The following is a 22,005-nucleotide window of genomic DNA, read 5'->3' on the forward strand; positions in this document are numbered from 1 at the left end:
CATAAAGCACAGGTACAAGCATAAATATGGAATAAAGCTATTAAAGTAGAGGACAACTTGGGGGTACTCTGTATGGCTAACGACTGGCTTTTATTGTTTCCCGAAAAAGTAAGGGCGCTGCTGAGAGGACTTCCTGTTCATTTGCTGGACAAGGTGGAGGAAATCCGGGTCCGCGAAGGGCGTCCGCTGGAGATCAACTATTCCGGCAAATATCATTTCCTCACCGGCGACGGCAGTCTGACCCAAAGACCCGAAGAAGCGTACAAGCCAAGCCGAGAGGACACTCACCGGCTGCTTGACCTGATCAGCAATCATTCGCTCTATACGATGGAAGAAGAACTGCGCAAAGGCTTTATCACCATCCCCGGCGGACATCGCATTGGTCTTTCCGGCCGGACCGTCTTAAGCGGCGGCGGCGTGGAGCACTTGCGGGACATCACCGGCTTCAATGTCCGGATCGCCCGTGAGCTGCCCGGCATTGCCGACGGAATTCTGCCCTACCTGCTGGAAAGGGGGAGGCAGCGGGTCATGCACACGCTGATCCTCTCGCCGCCGCAGCATGGCAAGACTACACTGCTGCGCGATCTCGCCAGGCAGATCTCGACGGGGAGCCCAAGAGGGCGGGAGGGCAACCGGCCGGGACTGAAAGTCGGCATTGTCGACGAACGTTCGGAAATCGCCGGCAGCCGCCGCGGCATCCCGGCCTTTGACGTGGGTCCGCGTACGGACATCCTCGACGGCTGTCCCAAGGCGGAAGGCATGATGATGATGATCCGCTCCCTGTCGCCCGATGTGCTGATCGCCGATGAAATCGGCCGCCCTGAGGATGCCGAAGCCGTCACCGAAGCGCTGCACGCCGGCATCACGGTAGTAGCCTCGGCCCACGGCAAGGAGGTGGCCGAGCTGGCCCGGCGGCCCGGCCTTGGCGGATTGCTGGAACATCATATGTTCGAGCGTTATGTCATCCTGCACCGGACGGACGCCGGGCTGTCGTTCCGCATCCTGGACGGGCAGAAACGCGGGCTGCTGCTGGTCTCGCCTGAAGAGCGGCTGGGCGGTGACCGCCATGCTTAAGCTGTTCGGAGCCGTGCTGATCGTGCTGGCGGGTACGCTGGCCGGGTTCAAGCGGGCTGCGCAGTATGCTGACAGGCCCCGGCACATCAGAGGCCTTATCGCAGCGCTGCAGCGGCTGGAGACCGAGATTCTGTATGGCTTCACCCCGCTCCCGGAAGCACTGCGCCGGATTGGGCTGCAGTCCAAGGATCCGCTGAGGGCGTTTTTTATGAGGGCGGCTGAAGAGATGAGCCCGCCACATGACCGCAGCGCCGAGGAAGCCATCCAGCGGGCTATGGATGCCCACTTCAAAACCGCCTCCCTGAAGGGAACGGAGCAGGAGATCCTCCGGCAGCTGAGCTGCACGCTCGGCACCAGCGACAGGTCGAATCAAAGCACGCATATCGCGCTGGCTTTGCAGCAATTGAAGCAGGAGGAGACAGTGGCCAGAGAAGATCAGGGCAAATATGAAAAAATGAGCAAAAGCCTGGGTCTGCTGCTTGGAGCATTGATCGTCATTTTGATCTTTTAGCGAGGTGCCAGGAATGAATATTGAAGTCAACGCGATCTTTCAGATTGCCGGCATCGGCATCATTATCGCCATGATTCACACGGTGCTCAAACAGATGGGTAAAGAGGACATCGCCCATTGGGTGACGATAGTCGGGTTCATCATTGTGCTGTTTATGGTGATCCGCATGCTGGACGGACTGCTCCAGGAAATCAAAACGATTTTTCTTTTTCAATAGGCAGGCCTTATGGAAATCATTCAAGTGGTAGGAATAGGGCTCCTGTCAACGGTTCTGATCCTTGTTCTGAAGGAACAAAAGCCCATGTTCGCCTTTCTGCTGACCACTGCGGCAGGCATTCTGATCTTCCTGTTCCTGATCGGCAAGATCGGCACGATTCTGGGCACGCTGGAGCGGGTGGCGGAGTCCTCCGGGATGGAAATGATCTATCTCAAAACCGTGTTTAAAATCATCGGGATTTCCTATATCGCGGAGTTTGGAGCGCAGATTGTGCGTGATGCCGGACAGGAATCTATCGCCTCCAAAATCGAGCTGACCGGCAAGGTGCTGATCATGGTGCTTGCCGTACCGATCATCAGCATTATTATCGAAACGGTGATGAAGCTCCTGCCCGCCTGATCCGTGACCCTTAGTAAAAAAAGCCAGAGAAAGGCGGGAGGAAAGGATATGCGTCAACGCAGTATTTTTCGTCCGCCAAAACTAAAAATGCTGCTGCTGCTCCTGCCCTGCCTGCTGTTTCTGTGGTGTGCGGATACCGCCCGGGCTACAGCCGCTGCGCCAACCAATGCGCCAACTACCCCACCAACGTCTTCAACCACCCAGGGAGGGTCTTCCTCTCCAGTGGATCAGTGGGTGAAAGGGCAAATGCAAAGTCTGCCGACAGACAAGGTGGAGTCGTACTGGGACCAGCTGATGAAGGATTACGGAGGATTTTTTCCGGACGGGAAGACTCCTTCGCTGATGGATATGCTGCTGCCGGGGGAGAAGGGACTCAGCTTCAAAAGCGTGCTGACCGGACTGACCTCCTACATGTGGCACGAGGTGCTGTACAACGGCAAGCTGCTGGTGACGATCGTTATGGTCAGTGTGCTCAGCATGATTCTGGAGACGCTGCAGACCGCTTTTGAACGGAAATCAGTCAGTAAAATCGCCTATATGCTCTGTTACATGGTTGTGCTGGTCATCGCTGTTAACAGCTTCAATATCGCAATCGGCTATGCCAAGGATGCCATCGACCGGATGATCGATTTCATGATGGCGATGATCCCGCTGCTCTTCGCGCTTCTGGCTTCGATGGGCAACATCGTTACAGTGTCGGTTACCCATCCGCTGATTGTTTTTATGATCCATGCGGTGGGCACGCTCATCCATACCGTCGTGTTCCCGCTGCTGTTCTTCTCGGCGGTGCTGCATCTGGTGAGCGCAATGTCCGAGAAATACAAGCTGACCCAGCTGGCCAATCTGCTGCGTAACATCGGAGCGGGCTTGCTCGGCGTACTGTTGACGGTGTTCCTAGGTGTCATTTCTGTCAGAGGGATTACCAGCTCGGTTACGGACGGAGTGACCATCCGTGCCGCCAAATATATTACGGGGAATTTCGTGCCGGTTATCGGCAAAATGTTCGCGGACGCCACCGATACGGTGATCTCGGCTTCACTCCTGGTGAAGAATGCCATCGGGTTATCGGGCGTCATTATCATCCTCTTCCTTTGTGCTTTTCCGGCGATCAAAATCCTGGTTCTCGCGCTGATCTACAATGTGGCCGCAGCAGTCATGCAGCCGCTGGGCGAGACACCGATTGTAACCTGCCTGCAGACGATCGGCAAAAGCATGATTTATGTATTCGCGGCGCTGGCCGCCGTATCGCTGATGTTCTTCCTTGCCGTCACGATCATGCTGACGGCCGGCAATGTCACCGTCATGATGAGGTGAATAGGGAACAGCTTCAAAGCGGTTTTTTCTCTGAAGTGAGTATTGTCGAAGCGAGTTCTGCGATGCAGTCCTAACAAAACTTGTAGGAGGTAGACAATGACCTGGTTGGGCGGATGGCTGCGGGAGCTCATTCTGGTGGTGCTGATGGCCGCCTTCGTGGAAATGCTGCTTCCGAGCAAGTCGATGGAGCGTTATGCCAGGCTGGTGCTCAGTCTGCTGGTCCTGCTTACTATGCTGAGCCCGATTGTCTCTTTTCTGAAAGGAGATGCTGCAGCAGAGCTGAGTGTGGCGATGGTGCAGCAGGAGAAACACGGCGGTCTTTTGTCCGGTGCAGGTGACGGGGCAGACTCGCTGGAGAAAATCCTGGCGGACGGGCGGATGCTGGCTGCGGGAGCGAAGGAACAAAGTCTGAAGCTGGCCGCCGAAGAGGTGGCTGGGCAGATGAGAGACCAGATTGCCGGCAGCACAGGGGTAGGCGGGGCGAAAGTCACCGTAACACTGGGGATGGGCAAGGCTCCCGGGGAGGGCGGAGGTGAAGATGTTCCGTTAATCTCTTCGGTGACCGTCTCCCTGCCGGCAGCAGCCGGAGCAGTGGAGGCTGGGGGTACAGGTGCGGAATCAGACAATGGCGCAGGTACGGCAGAGCCGATCATCATCCAGCCGGTGGAACCTGTGCAGGTTAGCCTGGGCGGGGAAGAGGGAGAGGCAGCTGAGGTTGGAACAGAAGCCGGGGCATCGGTTGAAGACAGCTCCAGTACAAATACCGATGAGGACTTGATCATCAAGCTGCTGGAGCAGAACTGGAATTTAGACCGCGATGCGATTCATATTCAAGGCGGTAAAAACAGCGCCGAGAAATTATAAATATAGCTCTACCAATACGGCATACGCCGGTAACCGGAGGAGGGATAAGAAGTGGGCAATTGGCTGAAGAAACTGGAGCAATGGGCAGGAGGCGGGTCCGGCAGTCCGAAAAGGAGTCATACCTTCCGCTGGCTGATTATTTTGGGACTGCTGGGTGCGGCAATCATGCTGTTCAACTCCTTCGTGAACGTGAAAAAGCTGGACAGCGAGAACACTGGAAGAGAACCGCCGGTAAGCGAGAGTTCACAGGCGACCCTGCAGCAGGGGGAATTGAGCACTCCCAATTCATTTGATGGCATTGAGCTGGCAATGGAGAACCGCACGAAAGAAATTCTGGAGAAAATCGTTGGTGTAGGCACGGTCGATATTATGGTCACTGTGGATTCTACTGAGGAAATTGTCGTGGTCCGGGATATGAACGATTCCCAGCAGCAGAGCGAAGAGACCGATGCCAACGGAGGCAAACGGCACACCACACAATACACAAGGGATGGCGAGATCGTCACCTACAGCCAATCGGGCGACGAAACCCCGATTATAACCAAGCGGATAAAACCCCAGGTGCGCGGCGTTCTCGTCGTTGCCAAGGGAGCGGAGAACAAAGTCGTCCGGGGATTGATTGAAGAGGCTGTCGAGAAGGGGCTGAACGTGCCTAGCTACCGCATATCCGTAGTGCCGCGCAAGCAGGAGCAGTGATTGATTACATGCTACAAACTTTGAGGAGGAATAAAAAATGAAGGGCAAAAGACAAACGATTTGGTTGGTATCCATGCTCAGCTTAATGGTTGTGCTTTCCGCATACTATTTATTCACAGAGGACTCCGGGGCCTCGGTCCCCCAGGAAACAGCGGGAAGTATTCAAGTGGATAACCTCAAGGAAACTGGCGCGAATTCATCAGTACTGGATAACGGCTTGGTCATCAATGAAGTGGACACAAAGGATGCAGTTACTTCTGATGCCGGAACAACGGGTACAGCGGACGACAGCACAGCTGTCACTGCTGATGACAGCACCCTGCCGGCAAATGCCAAAGGTGAAGACGCCGATAAGACAGCAGCCGCAAAGGACGATAAATCAAGCGATTCGAAAACCGCAGCTGCAGATACCTCTGCAGCAGCCGGTAAAGATACTGCAGCAGCTTCCACAGAGAAAACTCCAGCCAAGGGCGACGATGAAATTCTGGATGAGGTAGCCTCCCAGAGTGTTTCTGCAAGCAGCCTGTTCAACAACTACCTCTATGAACGTGAGCAGCAGAATCTGAAGAATTACAACGATTTGCTGGCCCTGATCAATGACATGGACAAAACCCCTGCCGAAAATGCAGTTGCCCATGAACAGCTGAACAAGCTTGAAGAAAAAGAAACCAAAATCACCGGAATTGAAGAGCAGCTGCAGAAAAAATACGGAGAAGCCATTGTCAAAGAAGAATCCGGAGATGCTTATACCGTGGTGGTACTGAGCGAGAAGCTGGATGTGAAGCAAGCTGTTGGAATCGTGGATCTCGTGATGAAGGAACTAAGCGTTTCCCAGGACAAGATCAGAGTTCAATATGTCAGCGAGCAATAATCAGCCTGTCGAAAACCAAAGAAAATGCCGAAAGAGCCCGGGCGCGCCCCGGGCTCTTTCCATTTCTATCGTTTGTGATATAATACATAAAGTTATCTTGACCGTATCAGAAGAGTGGCTTCGAGAGAAAGCTGAAGGAGTGAACTATTAAATGTTCAAGTTAAGCGAAATTAAGGAATTGATTAAATTGTTGGACCAGACCTCCTCCGTACACGAGTTGGAGATTGAAAGCGAAGGAATGAAGCTGGCTATTCGAAAACCGGATCGCCCTGAAGCTGATGGAACAGCAATACAGGCGACTCCTTATGGCTATCCCTTTACGCAAGCACCGCAGCCGCAAAGTCCGCAGCAAGTTGCACCTACGGCCGTTTATGAGATCCCTGCTGCACAGCAGCCGCCATCTTCACCCGCTGAAGGCGCATTACATAAAATTGTCTCACCGATGGTAGGGACTTTCTATAGTGCCGCTTCACCGGAAACCCCGTCTTTTGTTAATGTCGGCGACCGGGTCAGCGAGAAATCAACGGTCTGCATTATTGAAGCGATGAAGCTGATGAATGAGCTGGAGGCTGAAGTACGCGGAGAGATCGTCTCCGTCCTTGCCGAGAACGGCCAGCTTGTGGAATACGGCCAGCCGCTGTTTCTGGTGAAACCGGAATAAAGCACGCTGAACTTGAGGAGCTTGCAAGCTTCGTTAAACTTTGGGAGGAAACGCATGAACATTCAAAAAGTGTTGATTGCCAACCGCGGCGAAATCGCGGTCCGCATTATCAGGGCCTGCCGTGAACTGGGCATTTCCACCGTGGCGGTCTATTCGGAGCCTGACCGGGATTCACTGCATGTCCGGTTGGCTGACGAAGCTTACTGCATCGGCCCGATGCTGTCGAAGGATAGTTATCTGAATTTTACAAATATTATGAGTGTAGCCACGCTTACTGAATGCGATGCCATTCATCCGGGCTACGGTTTTTTGGCTGAGAATGCCGATTTCGCAGAAATCTGCGGATCCTGCAATATTACCTTCATCGGACCGTCCCCCGACGCGATTACGCGTATGGGCGACAAGGCTGTAGCCAAGGAAACGATGAAGCTGGCTGGCGTGCCGATCATTCCCGGCTCTGACGGGCTGGTGGGTGATGTGGAGGAGGCTATTATGCTGGGCCGCGATATCGGCTATCCGATTATCGTAAAGGCTACCGCAGGCGGCGGAGGCAAGGGCATCCGCATTGCCGAGGATGAGGAATCACTCGTGAAGCAGATTACCGCCGCACAGCAGGAAGCACAGAAGGCTTTCGGCAATGCAGGCGTGTACCTGGAGAAATTCCTGACCGGCATGAAGCATGTGGAGATTCAGATCATTGCCGATAACCACGGCAATGTTGTCCATCTAGGCGAACGGGATTGCTCCGTGCAGCGCCGCCGCCAGAAACTGGTGGAGGAAGCTCCATGCTCCGTACTTACGCCGGAGATCCGCGAAGCTATGGGCCAAGCAGCGGTGCGGGCCGCACTGGCGGTCAATTACTCGGGAGCGGGTACGCTGGAGTTTCTGCTGGGTCCGGACGGACAGTTTTATTTCATGGAGATGAATACACGGATTCAGGTTGAACACCCGGTAACGGAGATGGTTACGGGCGTTGACCTGATCAAGGAAATGATTTCTGTGGCTGAAGGGAATCCGCTGTCCTTTACACAGGAAGATATCGTGATTAACGGCTGGTCCATTGAATGCCGTATTAATGCAGAGGATCCGGAGCGTAACTTCATGCCTTCACCGGGCAAGATTGGCTTTTATCTGCCTCCGGGCGGACTGGGTGTACGTGTAGACAGCGCAGCTTATCCGGGATATACAATCTCACCTTTCTACGACTCGATGATTGCCAAATTGATTGTCTGGGCGCCTACGCGCCAGGAAGCGATTGCGAAGATGAAGCGTGCGCTTGCTGAATTTGCCGTGGAAGGCATACATACTACAATTCCTTTCCATCAGAAACTGCTGGAGCACCCGGTATTTCTGGACGGCAATTTCGATATCAAATTCCTCGAAGAGTATGAAATTTAGGACGGCTTCTCATTGTTTGTCATAAAGTTCGGCAAATGATATAGTATGTTTAATAAGAGACGTGCTTGGCGCTTGAAATTGTGAACAACTTTTTGATTGAAAGGTGTGAAGTCCAAAATGAGTACATTGCCGACAGAATTCGAACGTACGGAGATCGGTGAGATCCAGATCGCTCCTGAAGTGATCGAGGTTATCGCAGGTTTGGCAACCGTAGAAGTTAAAGGTGTGGCTGGCATGAGCGGCGGCTTTGCCGGAGGAATCGTGGAGCTTCTCGGACGCAAGAACCTGTCCAAGGGCGTTAAGGTAGAGGTTGGCCAACGTGAGGCGGCTGTGGATGTGTCCGTCATTATTGAGTACGGCAACCGTCTCCCTGAAGTGGCTGCAGAAATTCAGCGCAACGTGAAACGTTCCATCGAGACAATGACAGGTCTGACCGTTGTGGAAGTAAATGTGCATATTCATGATGTGCAATTCAGAAACAACAACACTGCAGACAAGAGTGAAGATACAGATGCGGTTCTCCGCGTGAAATAAGGGCCTGCGTTCTTCCATAAACCCCCGACAGCACCGTCGAGGGTTTACTCTAATTTAAGGAGGTTATGTGACTCGTGGCAAAAATTTTGGACAGACTTCTGCTGTTTCTGTACAGCTTAAGTATCGGAATATTATCAGTAATTGCCATCCTCCTCTTAAGCGGCGCTATTCCGGATACGCTGGAGATTCCGGATGACCCTGCAGCGTATATAACCGCAATAGCCGTGGCTGTTATCCTGTTCTTGCTCAGCATCCGTTTCTTCTACATTTCTTTGCGCCGGGACCGCGCCTCGATGCCTTCGGTGGATCAGCGCACGGAGTATGGGGATATTCAGATCTCTATAGAGACCATTGAGAACCTGAGCCTCAAGGCTGCCGGTAAAGTAAAAGGGATCAGGGATTTGAAATCGCGCATTCGCGTTTCACAAGCCGGTCTTGAAATTATGATCCGAGCAGTGGTGGACGGCGAGCATTCCCTTCCGCTGCTTACAACAGAAGTGCAGCGCCAGGTGCATGAATTCGTGCAGGAAACGACCGGGATTCCGGTTGCTGACGTTTCTGTATATATTGCCAACCTTACTCAGTCTCCAAGCTTCAAAAGTCGAGTGGAATAGAGGTGAGTTTCCCTATGTTCTGGAGAGAAGTATGGGAAAGTCACGGGGGTAGAATTGCCGGAGTCACCTTCGGCATCGTTCTCGGATTGATTTATTTGATTAGCGGTTTTTGGGATATGCTGTTCTTTGCACTGGTAGTGTTCATCGGATATACGTTCGGCAAAAGAAAGGATACCGCACAGGGTCCCCTGTTTCAGTGGCAGGAGCTCGTAGCGCGGCTGTCCGGACGCTGGCGTCCCTTCAAGTGAACCGCTATAGTCTTTCTCCCGGAGCTGGAACCCGTTCGTTAGAGTTGCCTGTTTTGCCGGAAGAAGGGCTGTGCGGTTTTTTTTCTGGGGCAGGGCGGTAGTCGGCTGGATCGTTGACGTAAAATGAAGTTTTGCGCTTGTTTAATTGCATTTTGTGCATTTAAAATTGCAGTATTGGTCTTCAAAGCTTATTTAACTGTATTTCGTACAATTAAATACAGAAGTAAACACGGAAAAGAACTTTTTTTGATTTTTAATTGTACGAAATACAATTAGGGATAGAATTTGCTTGATTTAGCTTAAAATAATTGTATGAAATGCAACGCGACAGACTGGTGTGGAAACACGGCAGTGTAATATAAAATGCGAGATCAGATTGTAGGAGGAAACACATGAAAAGACGTTTAGCGAGAGAGATTATCGTCCAAAGCTTGTACCAGATGGAAATGAATGACGTAGACAGTGCGGAAGCCGTGGAGATGCTGATTGAGGAAGCTTCGGAAGAGAATGAGACTGAACGTGTCATTACAGACGAAATTGAATTGAAGGCGTATGTCGTTGAGCACGTAAATGGGGTTTGGGAGCATAAGGTTGCGATCGACGATATGCTTGAGCATTATCTTAAAGGCTGGCAAATGAGCCGGCTGTCGCGGGTGGACCGTCAGATTCTGCGCCTGGCCACGTTCGAAATGGTGTTTGGCAATGATGTGCCGGCTAAGGTTGCCGTCAATGAGGCGATTGATCTGGCCAAGCACTTCGGTACGGACGATTCCGGCAAGTTCGTCAATGGCGTACTCGGCAAGATGATTCAGGAGATTGATACGCTCAAAGCAGATCTTTAAAGTATTCTATCTACATCTTAATCAGACAAAAAGGGAGAGACTTACATGACAGCAGCAATCATCAGCGGTAAACAGGTATCCGACGAAATTCGTATCGACATTGCCCGGGAAGTTACCGGACTGGCCGAACGCGGCGTGAAGCCCGGTCTTGCTGTCGTTCTTGTCGGTGAAGATGCGGCTTCTCAGGTGTATGTCCGCAATAAAGAAAAATCCAGCACCCAGCTTGGCTTCCATTCGGAAGTCCACAGGCTGGATGCCTCCACTTCCCAGGAAGAGCTTCTGAAGCTGGTGGCAGAGCTGAACAGCCGTGATGATATTGACGGAATTCTGGTTCAGCTGCCGCTTCCGAAGCATATTGAGGAGAAGGCAGTGATTGACGCCATTTCCGTGGAGAAAGATGTTGACGGCTTCCATCCTATCAATGTCGGCAATCTGGTCATCGGCGATGACAGCCTGCTTCCTTGTACGCCTGCCGGAGTCATCGAGCTGATTAAACGTACCGGTACTGAATTGTCGGGCAAACATGCTGTAGTCATCGGGCGCAGCAATATCGTCGGCAAACCGGTCTCACTGCTGCTGCAGCGTGAGAACGCAACGGTAACAATGTGCCATTCGCGCACCGCGAACATTGCTGAGCTTAGCCGCCAGGCAGACATTTTGGTGGTAGCCATCGGCCGGGCCAACTTCATTGACGGATCTTATGTTAAGCCGGGAGCTGTTGTGATTGACGTCGGGATGAACCGTTTGGATAGCGGTAAGCTTGCCGGTGATGTCGATTATGAGAGCGCCAAGGAAGTTGCCGGATACATTACACCAGTACCGGGCGGAGTGGGGCCAATGACGATCACCATGCTGATGAGCAACACGCTGATAGCGGCCAAACGCCGCCGCGGCCTGGAATAGGTCAGGACTCATGGCGGCAGAACGGCAAGTCTACTCGATAAAGGATCTTAACCGTTACATCCGCATGAAGCTCGATTCCGACAACCTGCTGTCCGATGTGTGGATTCGCGGAGAAATCTCGAATTTCACCCATCACGGCAGCGGACATATGTATTTCACGCTGAAGGATGAGAGCAGCCGGATCAAGGCGATAATGTTCGCTTCGCATAACCAGCGCCTGCCCTTTGTCCCGAAGGAAGGCACCAAGGTTATTGCCAGAGGCAATGTAACCGTATATGAACGGGACGGGCAGTATCAGTTCTATGCTACGCATATGCAGCCTGACGGGATCGGCAGTCTGTACATGGCTTATGAGCAGCTCAAGCGCAAGCTGGAGCAGGAGGGACTGTTCGCGGCAGCACGCAAACGGCCGCTGCCGCGGTTCCCGCGCTGTATCGGGGTCGTGACTTCTCCTACAGGTGCGGCGGTCAGGGATATTGTGATTACGCTGCAGCGGCGTTTTCCGCAGGTGGCGATTGTGCTCTATCCCGTGCTTGTCCAGGGCAAAGGTGCAGGCCCTTCCATTGTGAAGGCCATCGAAACCTTAAATGACATGGGCGAGGCCGACGTACTGATCGTCGGCCGGGGCGGCGGCTCACTGGAGGAGCTATGGGCCTTCAACGAAGAAGCTGTCGCCCGGGCGATCGCGGCGTCAAGCATTCCGGTCATCTCGGCCGTCGGCCACGAGACCGACTTTACGATCGCCGATTTCGCCGCAGATCTGCGGGCGGCGACGCCTACGGCCGCTGCAGAGCTGGCCGTGCCGAGTGCGGCTGAACTGGCCGCGCAGCTGCGCACGGCAGAGCAGCGGCTGCGCCAGGGCCTGCTGCGCCGCTCCCAGCGCGGCGGCGAGCGCCTGGCTTCGCTGCAGCGCTCGCTGGCGCTGGTCGGCCCGCGCCGCCAGCTGGCCCAGCACGCGCAGCGGCTGGATATGCTCCGCACGGCGCTCACGCGCGCAGCGGAGACCCGGAACCGCCGTGCGCGTGAGCGCCAGGCGGTGCTGCACCACAGCCTGCAGCGGTTCCATCCGCTGGGCAGTGTCAGCGCTGCCCGCCAGCAGGCGGAGAGCATGACCCGCCAGCTGGCGGGGGCCATGCAGGCGCGCCTGCAGGACAAGCGCTCGCGGTATGTGTCCGAGCTGCGCCATCTGGATGCGCTCAGCCCGCTCAAGGTCATGTCACGGGGCTACAGCCTCGTCTACGACGAACAGGAACAGCATTTAATCAAATCGCTTAAGGAAGTCGAGCTTGGCGATGTGGTGAATATAAAGCTCAGTGACGGACAGCTAAGCTGCCAGGTATGGGGAATGAAGGAGGATGGCAAAGACGATGACGAAGGAAGCGGAACTGGATTTTGAAGGAGCTATGGAGCGGCTGGAGGAAATCGTACGTGAGCTTGAGCACGGCGACGTTCCCCTAGAGAAAGCTATAGATTTGTTTCAGCAGGGCATGAAGCTCTCGCAGCTATGCGGCAGCAAGCTGGAACAAGTGGAACGCAAGATTGAGATGATTACCCTGGAGGATGGGGAGCTGCGCAAAAAACCGTTCGGTGCCCGCCTGGAAGGGGATGCCGATGAGCCGCTTTGAGCATGACTTGGAGACAGGCACTGCCGGTAAGGCCCAGCAACCGCCGCTGAAGGATTACATTGCCGAAGTCTGCGGACTGGTTGGAGCTGAGATGGAGCGGACGCTTCCGGCAGCCTGGACGGTCCCTGTCCATTTGAAGGAAGCGATGGACTATTCGCTCCAGGCCGGAGGCAAGCGCCTTCGCCCGCTGCTCGTCATCGCTGCCTGTGAAGCGCTGGGAGGCAGCCGCGAGGCGGCTCTGCCGGTAGCAGCGGCCATTGAGATGGTGCATACGTATTCGCTGATTCACGACGATTTACCGGCCATGGATAATGATGATTACCGGCGCGGCAAATTGACGAATCACAAAGTATTCGGTGAAGCGACGGCAATTTTGGCCGGCGATGCGCTTTTGACGCATGCGTTCTACAGCGTGGTACAGGCTTCCCGCCGCCATGGCATTCCTGCGGAGCAGGTGCTGTCCATCGTGGAGGACCTGGCCGAAATGGCCGGTCCGCGCGGCATGGTCGGCGGCCAGGTTGCCGATATGGAGGGTGAGCAGGGGCTGACCGATCTGAAACAGCTGCAGTACATCCATCTTCATAAGACTGGCGATCTTATCGTTTTCTCGCTGCTGGCGGGCGGACGGATCGCCGGAGCCGATAAGAAGCAGCTGGAGGCGCTCCGTGAGTTCGGCACCCATATCGGGCTGGCTTTTCAGGTGCAGGATGATATTCTGGATCTGGTCGGCGACGAAGGCAAACTCGGCAAAAAAACAGGCAGTGACATCAAGCAGCAAAAGGTGACCTACCCGTATTTCATCGGGCTGGAATCCTCGCGCGAAGAGGTGAAACGCCTAACGGACGCTGCCCGGAGCGCGGTGCTGGAGGGCGGATTTCCCGACAATACACGGCTGCTTGAAATCGCGGGGTATTTAATGGCTCGCGATCATTAGAAAAATTTAGGGAGCGGCTGTGTTACGACAGCCGTTTCGTTTGTGTTATAATGGGTTTTATATATTTTACAACATCTAGGAAAGCGGGGAATACTCGTGCTGCTTCCACAAATAAATGATCCGGAGCAACTTAAATCCTTGTCAACCGAGGAGCTGGCTACCCTTGCGGAGGAAATCCGCCGGTTTCTGATCGAGAAGCTTACTGTAACCGGCGGGCACCTCGGATCCAACCTGGGGGTAGTGGAGCTTACACTGGCTTTGCACTATTGCTATGACAGTCCCCGGGACAAAATGATATATGACGTAGGGCATCAGGCTTATGTGCATAAGATACTGACCGGCCGCCAGGACCGGTTTGATACGCTGCGCAAGCGTGATGGGCTATGCGGCTTTGTAAAGCGTTCTGAAAGCGAGCATGACGTATGGGAAGCCGGGCACAGCAGCACCTCTTTGTCAGCTGCGATGGGCATGGCTATGGCCCGCGATTTGAAGGGCGAAGACAACAAGGTAATTGCTGTGATTGGCGATGGCGCGCTCACCGGCGGGATGGCTTTTGAAGCCTTGAACCATATCGGTCATGAGAAACGCAAGCTGATGGTCATCCTGAACGACAACGAAATGTCCATTGCTCCCAACGTCGGGGCGATGCATAATTATTTGAGCAAAATCCGTTCCGACCGCCATTACCTGCGGGCCAAAGATGAAGTTGAAAGATCCCTGAAGAAGATTCCGGCGATCGGCGGCAAGCTGGCCAAGACCGTTGAGAAGATCAAGGACAGTCTTAAATATATGATGGTTCCCGGAGTGCTGTTTGAAGAACTGGGCTTTACCTATCTTGGACCGGTAGACGGGCATGATCTGGAGAAGCTGATTGATACCTTCCATCAGGCGGATAATGTGTCCGGACCTGTTCTGGTGCATGTGCTGACCACTAAGGGCAAAGGTTATAAACCGGCTGAAACCGATTACTATAAATCACATGCCATTTCTCCTTACAAGATTGAGTCTGGACAGTCCCTAAAGGCTGTGGGCAATCCGATGTACACTGAAGTATTCGGGCAGACGCTGATTGAACTAGGTCATGAGGACAAGCGCCTCATTGCTGTTACCCCGGCGATGCCTGGGGGTTCGGGTTTATTCCCGTTTGCCAAGGAATTTCCGGATCGGATGATTGATGTCGGGATCGCCGAGCAGCATGCGGCGACACTCTGTGCGGCACTTGCAATGGAAGGCATGAAGCCGGTATTTGCCGTGTATTCGACCTTTATGCAGCGGGCTTACGATCAGATCGTTCACGATATCTGCCGGCATAACGCCAACGTAATGTTCGCGATTGACCGCGCCGGCTTCGTCGGCGCTGACGGCGAGACGCATCAAGGGGTGTATGACATCGCCTTTATGCGCCATATTCCGAATCTGGTCATGATGATGCCGAAGGATGAGAATGAGCTGCGCCATATGATGAAGACGGCGCTGGAGTACAACGACGGTCCGATTGCCTACCGTTATCCGCGGATTGACGGTACCGGAGTTCAACTGGATGCCGAGCTGCGCAGCCTGCCTATCGGCTCTTGGGAGCGTCTGCGCCCGGGTGATGATTATGCGGTGCTGGCCTGCGGACCAATGGTCCAGGTAGCAGAGGAAGCGGCGGAGATTCTGAAGCGTGAAGGCATCCAGGTAGGCGTTGTAAATGCGCGGTTCCTGAAACCGCTCGACAATTCTATGCTGCTTGAGCTCGCTCATGCTGCAACCAGCATGGTAGTGCTGGAGGAAGCCAGCCAGGCCGGTTCTTTGGGCAGTGCTGTGCTTGAATTTTATGCCCAACATGAAATTTATGATGCCCGCGTTCACTTAATGGGTGTGCCGGATCTGTTTATTGAACACGGCTCGATTAAAGAGCAGCGCCAGGAGACGGGACTTACCGTGGAAGCGCTGTGCGGACGCATTAAGGCAATGAAGGCATTAAGCAAATATACTTACAAGACGACTTCTACTTCCTGAATGAAGGAAGCTGAACTTGGGAGCCCAATGATCGGGAGATGAACATGGAACACCCTAAAGAACGTATAGATGTACTGTTAGTAGAACAAGGTTTTTATGAAAGCCGCGAGAAGGCCAAGGCTGCCATTATGGCCGGCCTGGTGCTTGCGGATGAAGAACGGATCGAGAAGGCGGGCATGAAGGTATCGCGCGGTGCAACCCTAAAGGTTAAGGGAGCTGTGCATCCTTATGTCAGCCGCGGGGGACTGAAGCTGGAGAAGGCGCTCCGCCAGTTTGGTATCGAACTGACCGGGAGAATCATGCTGGATATTGGCGCCTCTACCGGAGGGTTCACCGATTGCGCGCTGCAGAATGGTGCAAGCCATGTCTATGCGATTGATGTCGGTTATAACCAGCTGGATTGGGGTCTGCGCAATGATGAGCGGGTCAGCGTGATGGAACGGACCAACTTCCGCTACATGACGCCGCCTGATCTGATCGGGCCGGTGCCTGATTTTGCAAGCATAGATGTCTCTTTTATCTCGCTCAAAATCATTCTCCCGCCGCTCAAATCGCTGGTTAACCGCCCTGCGGACATCGCCGCACTCATCAAGCCGCAGTTCGAGGCTGGCCGTGAAAAGGTAGGCAAATCAGGAGTGGTGCGTGATCCGGCCGTTCATAAAGAGGTGCTGGTGAATGTGCTGACCATGGCTTCAGAGCTGGGCTACCGGCTGGAAGGTCTGACATTCTCACCGATTACTGGCGGAGAAGGAAATATCGAATTTCTGGCCCATTGGAAGCTGCTGCCGGAAGCTGTGGAAACAGCATCGGCAACGGACCCGGGGACTTCGTTTGCAGAGCTTGCTGATGCCGTAATTAAGGAAGCGGCGGCGACATTTACTGCCAATACCACTGGAAACTCATCGAAGAAACGATGAGTTTCTTTTGCTAGTTCAGCAACAAATAACCACGGGCTCAGTACGACAAGCAGGATTTCAGCGATCCTCAAGCGAATAAATCACCGAGGTGATTGCTTTGGCGAGCTCTGATAAAGTGGTTATGATACTCATTGGAGTGGCGGTATCGATCTTCCTGATTTACCGGATATTTATATGGCTGCAGAGCTCTCCGCGTTCGTTCATCAAGGACCGGCTGCCCCTCAATAAAGACATTCTGCCCCATCCTGCCATAGATCTGCTGGAGGCGGCTGGATATGAGGTGATTGGTGGCAAACTGAAGATTCCGCTATCTTTTCAGGTAGACGGGTCTCCGATGTACAGCAGGCTGTTCATTGACTACGTTGCCAGTAAAGAAGAGGACAATTTTTACCTGGTGATTTTATCCCGCCCGCGCAAAGGGCTGGAGTTTACCGGCAGCGGCCTTCGGGATACCCTGCTGCCTTATCTGCTGATTTATCCCGAATGCAGCGGTGTTCTGTATGTTAACACGTCTGCTTCGGCCATACATCTCATCAAACTTGGCAAAGATGATGGGGAATCGAATTAAAGTTCATTTTTTAAATACGGGAGGCAATAATGAAGGGACACAGGCATATTAAGATACGTGAAATTATTACACAGAGGGATATTGAAACGCAGGATGATCTGGTGGAGGCACTGCGTGGCGCCGGTTTCCAGGTCACTCAGGCTACGGTATCGCGTGACATCAAGGAACTGCTGCTGATCAAGGTTCCCATGGATGACGGCAGATACAAATATTCTCTTCCGACCGACCAGCGCTACAACCCGATTCAGAAGCTAAAGCGCGTGCTGGTGGACAACTTTGTTCATATTGATTTCTCCGCCAACCTCGTGGTGATGAAATGTCTTCCGGGTACTGCCAATTCAGTAGCGGCTCTGATCGACAATATTGACTGGCCGCAAATTATGGGCACCATTTCCGGTGACGACACTATTCTGATTATTTGCCGTCAGCCGGAGGACAGCAAAGATGTTATTTCGCAAATTATGGGTTATATCTCTTAATTTAAAAAACTCAGTGATCATCTTTTCGGAGGTGTTGTATTCGTGTTAGAAACCTTGTCGATCCGCAATCTTGCCGTTGTTGAAGCGGTAGATGTGCATTTTTATCCCGGTTTTCATGTGCTTACAGGGGAAACCGGGGCAGGTAAATCGATTATTATAGATGCGCTTGGACTTATTGCAGGCGGACGCGGGTCAGCGGATTCGATCCGCTACGGCTGTGAGAAGGCAGAAATGGAAGCGTTATTCAGCTTACCCGCCAGCCATCCGGTATGGGAAACCCTAGATCGTCTTGGCATCGGAGCCGACCGGGAGGAGCATCTGGTTATCCGCCGTGAAATCACCTCCCTTGGCAAAAGCACTTCGCGGGTCAACGGGCAAATGGTGAATCTCAGCATGCTGCGTGAGATCGGTGAACAGCTGGTCAATATTCACGGGCAGCATGAGCACCAGAACCTGCTGAAGGCAGATCGTCACCTGGGATTGCTGGATACATACGGAGATGCCGTGATTGGCCCTCTTAAGGCTGATTATCAAGAGAAATATTCCGCTTTTGCCAAAGTAGAGAAAGAACTGCGGGAGCTTCAGGAATCAAGCCAAAAAGCTTACCAAATGCTCGATTTGTACCGCTTTCAATTAGAGGAAATTTCTTCTGCAGGATTAAAACCCGGAGAAGATGAATTACTTGCTGAAGAAAGGGTCAAACTATCCCACAGCGAGAAAATGATGGATTCCGTATCCGGCGCATACGAGCTGCTGTATGACAGGCAGGGATTGGAATCAATTGGTAACGTGATCTCGAAGCTGGAGGACGCGGTGCGTTATGATGAAAAGGGTCTCCGGGCAGTGCTTGATCAGCTGCAGTCTTCTTATTATCAGCTTGAGGATGCTGCGTTCCAGCTGCGTGACTACCGTGAGGAAATCGAGTTCAATCCGGTCCGGCTGGAGGAAATTGAGAACCGTCTGGATCAGATTACCGGCCTGCGGCGCAAATACGGGGAAAGTGTTGAGCAGATTCTGGCTTATTATGAGCAGATTGAGCGGGAGACCGATCTTCTGGAGAATAAAGACGAATATATAGAGAAGCTGACCGTGAAGCGTGATGGATTGCTGAACGTTCTAATGGAGGCAGCCGGGAAGCTCAGTGTTGCGCGCAGCCAGTGTGCAACAGATCTGTCTACCCAGGTTGAAGGTGAACTCAAGGATCTGCAGATGGAACGGACCTCGCTGCAGGTCAAGCTGGAACCTCTGGTGGACCCCCGGGGTATCGAACATCAGGGGCGGCGTTACCGTCTGACCCGACAGGGGATCGACGGCGCCGAATTTATGATCTCACCGAACCCGGGAGAACCGCTGAGACCGCTGGGCAAGATTGCCTCCGGCGGGGAGCTGTCGCGGATTATGCTGGCGATGAAGAGCATATTCGCGCGGACCGATGCGATTCCGGTTCTTATCTTTGATGAAGTGGATACCGGTGTCAGCGGCCGGGCTGCCCAGTCCATAGCGGATAAGCTGTTCAGGTTGTCATCTTCTTGCCAGGTGTTTTCAATTACGCATTTACCGCAGGTGGCCTGCATGGCCGATCATCAGTATTTAATTCGCAAAAAAGTCGAGGACGGACGGACGATGACCGAAGTGGAGTCTCTCTCAGCGGAAGGCCGGGTGATGGAGCTGGCCCGGATGCTGGGCGGTGTGGAAATTACCGAAAAAACATTGCATCACGCACAGGAGATGCTTGGTCTGGCCGAGGCCAGCAAAGCAGCTTTAGGGTAAGCGGGACAATGATTGACAGTAATAAAAGCCTGGGGGCAAGGTTATCTTATAGGTACGCAATTGGCGACCACCTTTTTCGTCAAGCGAAAGAAGCAAAAGGGAGCGTGACAGCCATTGAAGCCGAACCTCAGGAAGTTAATGCCCGGCCTTTTATTTGCCTTCTTTCTCAGCATGTCAGGAATGACGGGATCTCTCCAGGCCTATGCATCACCGCTGGATATTCCGCCTGACAAGCCGGTACAAGGAATTGACGGGGAGCTGAAAGTCATCCCTGGAGGACAGACGATTGGCGTCAAAGTGAAGTCAGCAGGTGTTCTGGTTGTGGGCCATCATCTTATTGAAGTATCCGAGCAGTCCAAGCTTTCACCAGGAGAGAACAGTGGTCTGGTGCCGGGTGATCTGATGATCTCGATTGACGGGAACAAGCTGGACGAGGTATCTAAGGTAACCAAGCTTGTGGAGCGTGCAGGAAAGGCAAATGAGCCGCTGACCATCGTGTACAAACGCGACGGGAAAGAACATACGGCGAAGCTGAAGCCTGCTTATGACCGTAATGACAAGGTATGGAGATTAGGGCTGTACATCCGCGATTCAGCAGCCGGTGTCGGCACCTTAACGTTCTATGCTCCTGAACAGGGCGTATATGGCGCTCTGGGCCATGTCATTACGGACATGAATACCGGAACACCGATTGTCGTCGGCAGCGGTCACATCGTCCAGTCCAGTGTGACCTCAATCTCTAAGAGCCAGGACGGTGATCCCGGCGAGAAACGTGCTGTATTTCTAAAGGAAAGCCAAGTGCTTGGCAATGTTCAAAGCAATACGGACTTCGGGATCTTTGGTAAAATGACCCGCAATCCGGAGCACAGCCTGTATAAGCAGCCGATACCGATTGCCATGAGCAGTGAAGTCAAGGAAGGGCCCGCGCAAATTCTTACAGTGGTTGACGGACAGCAGGTCGAGCGATTCAATGTAGAAATCATCCATGTTGCCCATCAGCAGACCCCGGCAACCAAAGGTCTGGTGCTGCGTATTACCGATCCCCGTCTGATCGACAAAACCGGAGGAATCGTTCAAGGCATGAGCGGCAGTCCGATTGTGCAGAATGGCCGTTTAATCGGCGCAGTGACCCATGTATTCGTTAATGACCCGAAGTCAGGGTATGGCTGCTTCATCGAATGGATGCTGAAAGACTCTGGTGTGGCTCAGCAGAGCAATATTGCTCCCTACAATCTTAAGGCGGTTTAGCCTTAAGATTTTTTTGTCGAAGCTAAGCGAGAAAGATCGAAAAATGAAACAAAATATTTAATTATAATCCAACGCCGAAAAAAAATAAAGAAAAATAATTTTCGACAGAAGGATATTCAAACTGCATGTCGAAAATGTAAGGGAGACAAGATAAATGTTATTTTCGAATAGCAGTTATTAATAAGGAGGAAGCAGCCAGTGCAGAATATTGAAGTGTTGTTGGCCGATGATAACAGGGAATTTACGAACTTGCTTGCCGAATACATTACGGAACAGGAAGACATGACCGTGACGGGCATTGCCTATAATGGTGAAGAAGTGCTTCAAATGCTTAGCGGGGCACGTAAAGTTCCGGATGTGCTAATTCTTGATATCATTATGCCGCATTTAGATGGACTTGGCGTCCTGGAACGCCTGCGTGATATGGATTTGAATCCGCAACCGAAGATCATTATGCTGACTGCTTTTGGGCAGGAGAACATCACTCAAAGAGCTGTGCAGCTTGGCGCGTCCTATTATATTCTTAAGCCGTTTGATATGGAGGTTCTGGCCAATCGTGTGCGTCAGCTTGTCGGTACCCAAGGCAGTATGAGCTCCTCCTCCAGCATGTCCAATTATTCCGGCTCCAGAAATAACAACAATGTTGTGCCGCTCTCCAAAGGCAAAAATCTGGATGCCAACATTACCTCAATCATTCATGAAATCGGCGTTCCGGCCCATATTAAGGGTTACCAGTATTTACGTGAAGCCATTACGATGGTGTACAACAATATCGAAATCCTCGGTGCCATCACCAAGACACTTTATCCGGCCATCGCCGAGAAATTCAAGACCACGCCTTCACGCGTAGAACGCGCGATCCGTCATGCCATTGAAGTGGCTTGGACCCGTGGCAACATCGACAGCATCTCCCACCTGTTCGGCTATACCATTAATATCTCCAAATCCAAGCCGACTAACTCAGAATTTATTGCCATGGTAGCCGACAAGCTGCGGATTGAGCATAAGGTTTCTTGAAAGGGTTAGGATCAGGATATGTGAAGGACTTTGTAGGGATTGTTGCGATGTTTATGGTAAAGCAAGGGTACCGATAAATATCGGGAAATGGTCATTTCAAACCGATAAATATTTTTACAATGAGCTATAAATACCGCTATTTATTGGGTTTCCAAATCCAATGAAGGGCGGTTTTTTATTGATAGCGTGCCCAGAAGCACGCATGATCTAGTTGGTGAAAGTCCAACCCAAGGAGGGACCAAGCCACCTTGGTAGCTAGGATGCTTGCATATGGCGAAATCTGTGTGTAAAAGCGCATCG

25 protein-coding genes are annotated in these 22,005 nt (G+C 52.7%); all 25 read left to right on the plus strand.

The features are described 5' to 3' along the window. Positions 1-72: 72 nt before the first annotated feature. The 25 genes from spoIIIAA (at position 73) to spo0A (ending at position 21,705) form a co-directional block, all read left to right on the plus strand. Positions 73-1,074 carry a stage III sporulation protein AA gene (gene spoIIIAA, locus NYE29_RS20660; RefSeq protein WP_340897296.1) on the plus strand — a complete coding sequence of 334 codons (1,002 nt, stop codon included), beginning with the start codon at positions 73-75 and terminating at the stop codon, positions 1,072-1,074. Then, positions 1,067-1,585 carry a stage III sporulation protein SpoIIIAB gene (gene spoIIIAB, locus NYE29_RS20665; protein WP_038594937.1) on the plus strand — a complete coding sequence of 173 codons (519 nt, stop codon included), beginning with the start codon at positions 1,067-1,069 and terminating at the stop codon, positions 1,583-1,585. The genes spoIIIAA and spoIIIAB overlap by 8 nt, the downstream gene beginning before the upstream one ends. A 13-nt stretch (positions 1,586-1,598) precedes the next feature. Further along, positions 1,599-1,802, plus strand: a complete 204-nt coding sequence (spoIIIAC, locus tag NYE29_RS20670) for a stage III sporulation protein AC (RefSeq protein ID WP_020426549.1) — start codon at positions 1,599-1,601, stop codon at positions 1,800-1,802. A gap of 9 nt (positions 1,803-1,811) precedes the next feature. Continuing rightward, entirely contained in the window at positions 1,812-2,201 is a 390-nt protein-coding gene (spoIIIAD, locus tag NYE29_RS20675) for a stage III sporulation protein AD (protein ID WP_038594936.1), read from the plus strand. A gap of 48 nt (positions 2,202-2,249) precedes the next feature. Further along, complete coding sequence (gene spoIIIAE / locus NYE29_RS20680) at positions 2,250-3,515, plus strand: stage III sporulation protein AE (RefSeq protein ID WP_076108883.1); 1,266 nt, start codon at positions 2,250-2,252, stop codon at positions 3,513-3,515. Between the two features lie 96 nt (positions 3,516-3,611). Then, positions 3,612-4,379, plus strand: a complete 768-nt coding sequence (spoIIIAF, locus tag NYE29_RS20685) for a stage III sporulation protein AF (protein WP_340897298.1) — start codon at positions 3,612-3,614, stop codon at positions 4,377-4,379. A gap of 51 nt (positions 4,380-4,430) precedes the next feature. Beyond that, the gene (gene spoIIIAG / locus NYE29_RS20690) at positions 4,431-5,075 is read left to right on the plus strand and encodes a stage III sporulation protein AG (RefSeq protein ID WP_038594934.1); all 645 of its coding nucleotides are present in this window, start codon (positions 4,431-4,433) and stop codon (positions 5,073-5,075) included. Positions 5,076-5,112: 37 nt separating this feature from the next. Further along, positions 5,113-5,946, plus strand: a complete 834-nt coding sequence (locus tag NYE29_RS20695) for a SpoIIIAH-like family protein (protein WP_340897299.1) — start codon at positions 5,113-5,115, stop codon at positions 5,944-5,946. A gap of 151 nt (positions 5,947-6,097) precedes the next feature. After that, positions 6,098-6,607 (plus strand): acetyl-CoA carboxylase biotin carboxyl carrier protein, encoded by a 510-nt coding sequence (gene accB, locus NYE29_RS20700; RefSeq protein ID WP_038594932.1) that lies wholly within the window; start codon positions 6,098-6,100, stop codon positions 6,605-6,607. Between the two features lie 54 nt (positions 6,608-6,661). Then, positions 6,662-8,005, plus strand: coding sequence for an acetyl-CoA carboxylase biotin carboxylase subunit (gene accC, locus NYE29_RS20705; RefSeq protein WP_038594931.1), 1,344 nt, complete (start codon positions 6,662-6,664; stop codon positions 8,003-8,005). Positions 8,006-8,122: 117 nt separating this feature from the next. After that, positions 8,123-8,539 carry an Asp23/Gls24 family envelope stress response protein gene (locus NYE29_RS20710; RefSeq protein WP_038594930.1) on the plus strand — a complete coding sequence of 139 codons (417 nt, stop codon included), beginning with the start codon at positions 8,123-8,125 and terminating at the stop codon, positions 8,537-8,539. A gap of 74 nt (positions 8,540-8,613) precedes the next feature. Beyond that, positions 8,614-9,153 carry an alkaline shock response membrane anchor protein AmaP gene (gene amaP / locus NYE29_RS20715; RefSeq protein ID WP_076108886.1) on the plus strand — a complete coding sequence of 180 codons (540 nt, stop codon included), beginning with the start codon at positions 8,614-8,616 and terminating at the stop codon, positions 9,151-9,153. Positions 9,154-9,167: 14 nt separating this feature from the next. Then, entirely contained in the window at positions 9,168-9,401 is a 234-nt protein-coding gene (locus tag NYE29_RS20720) for a DUF2273 domain-containing protein (RefSeq protein ID WP_038594928.1), read from the plus strand. 392 nt (positions 9,402-9,793) lie between these two features. Then, the gene (nusB, locus tag NYE29_RS20725; protein WP_340897300.1) at positions 9,794-10,243 is read left to right on the plus strand and encodes a transcription antitermination factor NusB; all 450 of its coding nucleotides are present in this window, start codon (positions 9,794-9,796) and stop codon (positions 10,241-10,243) included. 45 nt (positions 10,244-10,288) lie between these two features. After that, positions 10,289-11,146 (plus strand): bifunctional methylenetetrahydrofolate dehydrogenase/methenyltetrahydrofolate cyclohydrolase FolD, encoded by an 858-nt coding sequence (gene folD, locus NYE29_RS20730; RefSeq protein WP_076108888.1) that lies wholly within the window; start codon positions 10,289-10,291, stop codon positions 11,144-11,146. A 10-nt stretch (positions 11,147-11,156) separates the two neighbouring features. After that, on the plus strand, positions 11,157-12,542 hold the full coding sequence (xseA, locus tag NYE29_RS20735) for an exodeoxyribonuclease VII large subunit (protein WP_038594925.1): 1,386 nt from the start codon (positions 11,157-11,159) through the stop codon (positions 12,540-12,542). Continuing rightward, positions 12,514-12,771, plus strand: coding sequence for an exodeoxyribonuclease VII small subunit (xseB, locus tag NYE29_RS20740; protein WP_038594924.1), 258 nt, complete (start codon positions 12,514-12,516; stop codon positions 12,769-12,771). Before xseA ends, xseB begins: the two co-directional genes overlap by 29 nt. After that, entirely contained in the window at positions 12,758-13,705 is a 948-nt protein-coding gene (locus NYE29_RS20745; protein ID WP_340897301.1) for a polyprenyl synthetase family protein, read from the plus strand. Before xseB ends, NYE29_RS20745 begins: the two co-directional genes overlap by 14 nt. Before the next feature lie 96 nt (positions 13,706-13,801). After that, on the plus strand, positions 13,802-15,706 hold the full coding sequence (gene dxs, locus NYE29_RS20750) for a 1-deoxy-D-xylulose-5-phosphate synthase (protein WP_340897303.1): 1,905 nt from the start codon (positions 13,802-13,804) through the stop codon (positions 15,704-15,706). A 44-nt stretch (positions 15,707-15,750) separates the two neighbouring features. After that, positions 15,751-16,623, plus strand: a complete 873-nt coding sequence (locus NYE29_RS20755) for a TlyA family RNA methyltransferase (protein WP_076108890.1) — start codon at positions 15,751-15,753, stop codon at positions 16,621-16,623. Positions 16,624-16,744: 121 nt separating this feature from the next. Next, positions 16,745-17,191: a hypothetical protein gene (locus NYE29_RS20760; RefSeq protein WP_038600318.1), complete on the plus strand. Its 447-nt coding sequence runs from the start codon at positions 16,745-16,747 to the stop codon at positions 17,189-17,191. Positions 17,192-17,220: 29 nt separating this feature from the next. After that, positions 17,221-17,670, plus strand: a complete 450-nt coding sequence (ahrC, locus tag NYE29_RS20765; protein WP_038594921.1) for a transcriptional regulator AhrC/ArgR — start codon at positions 17,221-17,223, stop codon at positions 17,668-17,670. A 42-nt stretch (positions 17,671-17,712) separates the two neighbouring features. After that, positions 17,713-19,440 (plus strand): DNA repair protein RecN, encoded by a 1,728-nt coding sequence (recN, locus tag NYE29_RS20770; protein ID WP_340897304.1) that lies wholly within the window; start codon positions 17,713-17,715, stop codon positions 19,438-19,440. Between the two features lie 171 nt (positions 19,441-19,611). Next, the gene (spoIVB, locus tag NYE29_RS20775; RefSeq protein ID WP_340897305.1) at positions 19,612-20,688 is read left to right on the plus strand and encodes a SpoIVB peptidase; all 1,077 of its coding nucleotides are present in this window, start codon (positions 19,612-19,614) and stop codon (positions 20,686-20,688) included. A gap of 198 nt (positions 20,689-20,886) precedes the next feature. After that, positions 20,887-21,705, plus strand: a complete 819-nt coding sequence (spo0A, locus tag NYE29_RS20780) for a sporulation transcription factor Spo0A (RefSeq protein ID WP_076108893.1) — start codon at positions 20,887-20,889, stop codon at positions 21,703-21,705. The last annotated feature ends 300 nt before the right edge of the window (positions 21,706-22,005 follow it).

This window comes from Paenibacillus sp. FSL M7-1046 (genome assembly GCF_038007405.1).
GTDB lineage: Bacteria > Bacillota > Bacilli > Paenibacillales > Paenibacillaceae > Paenibacillus_AQ.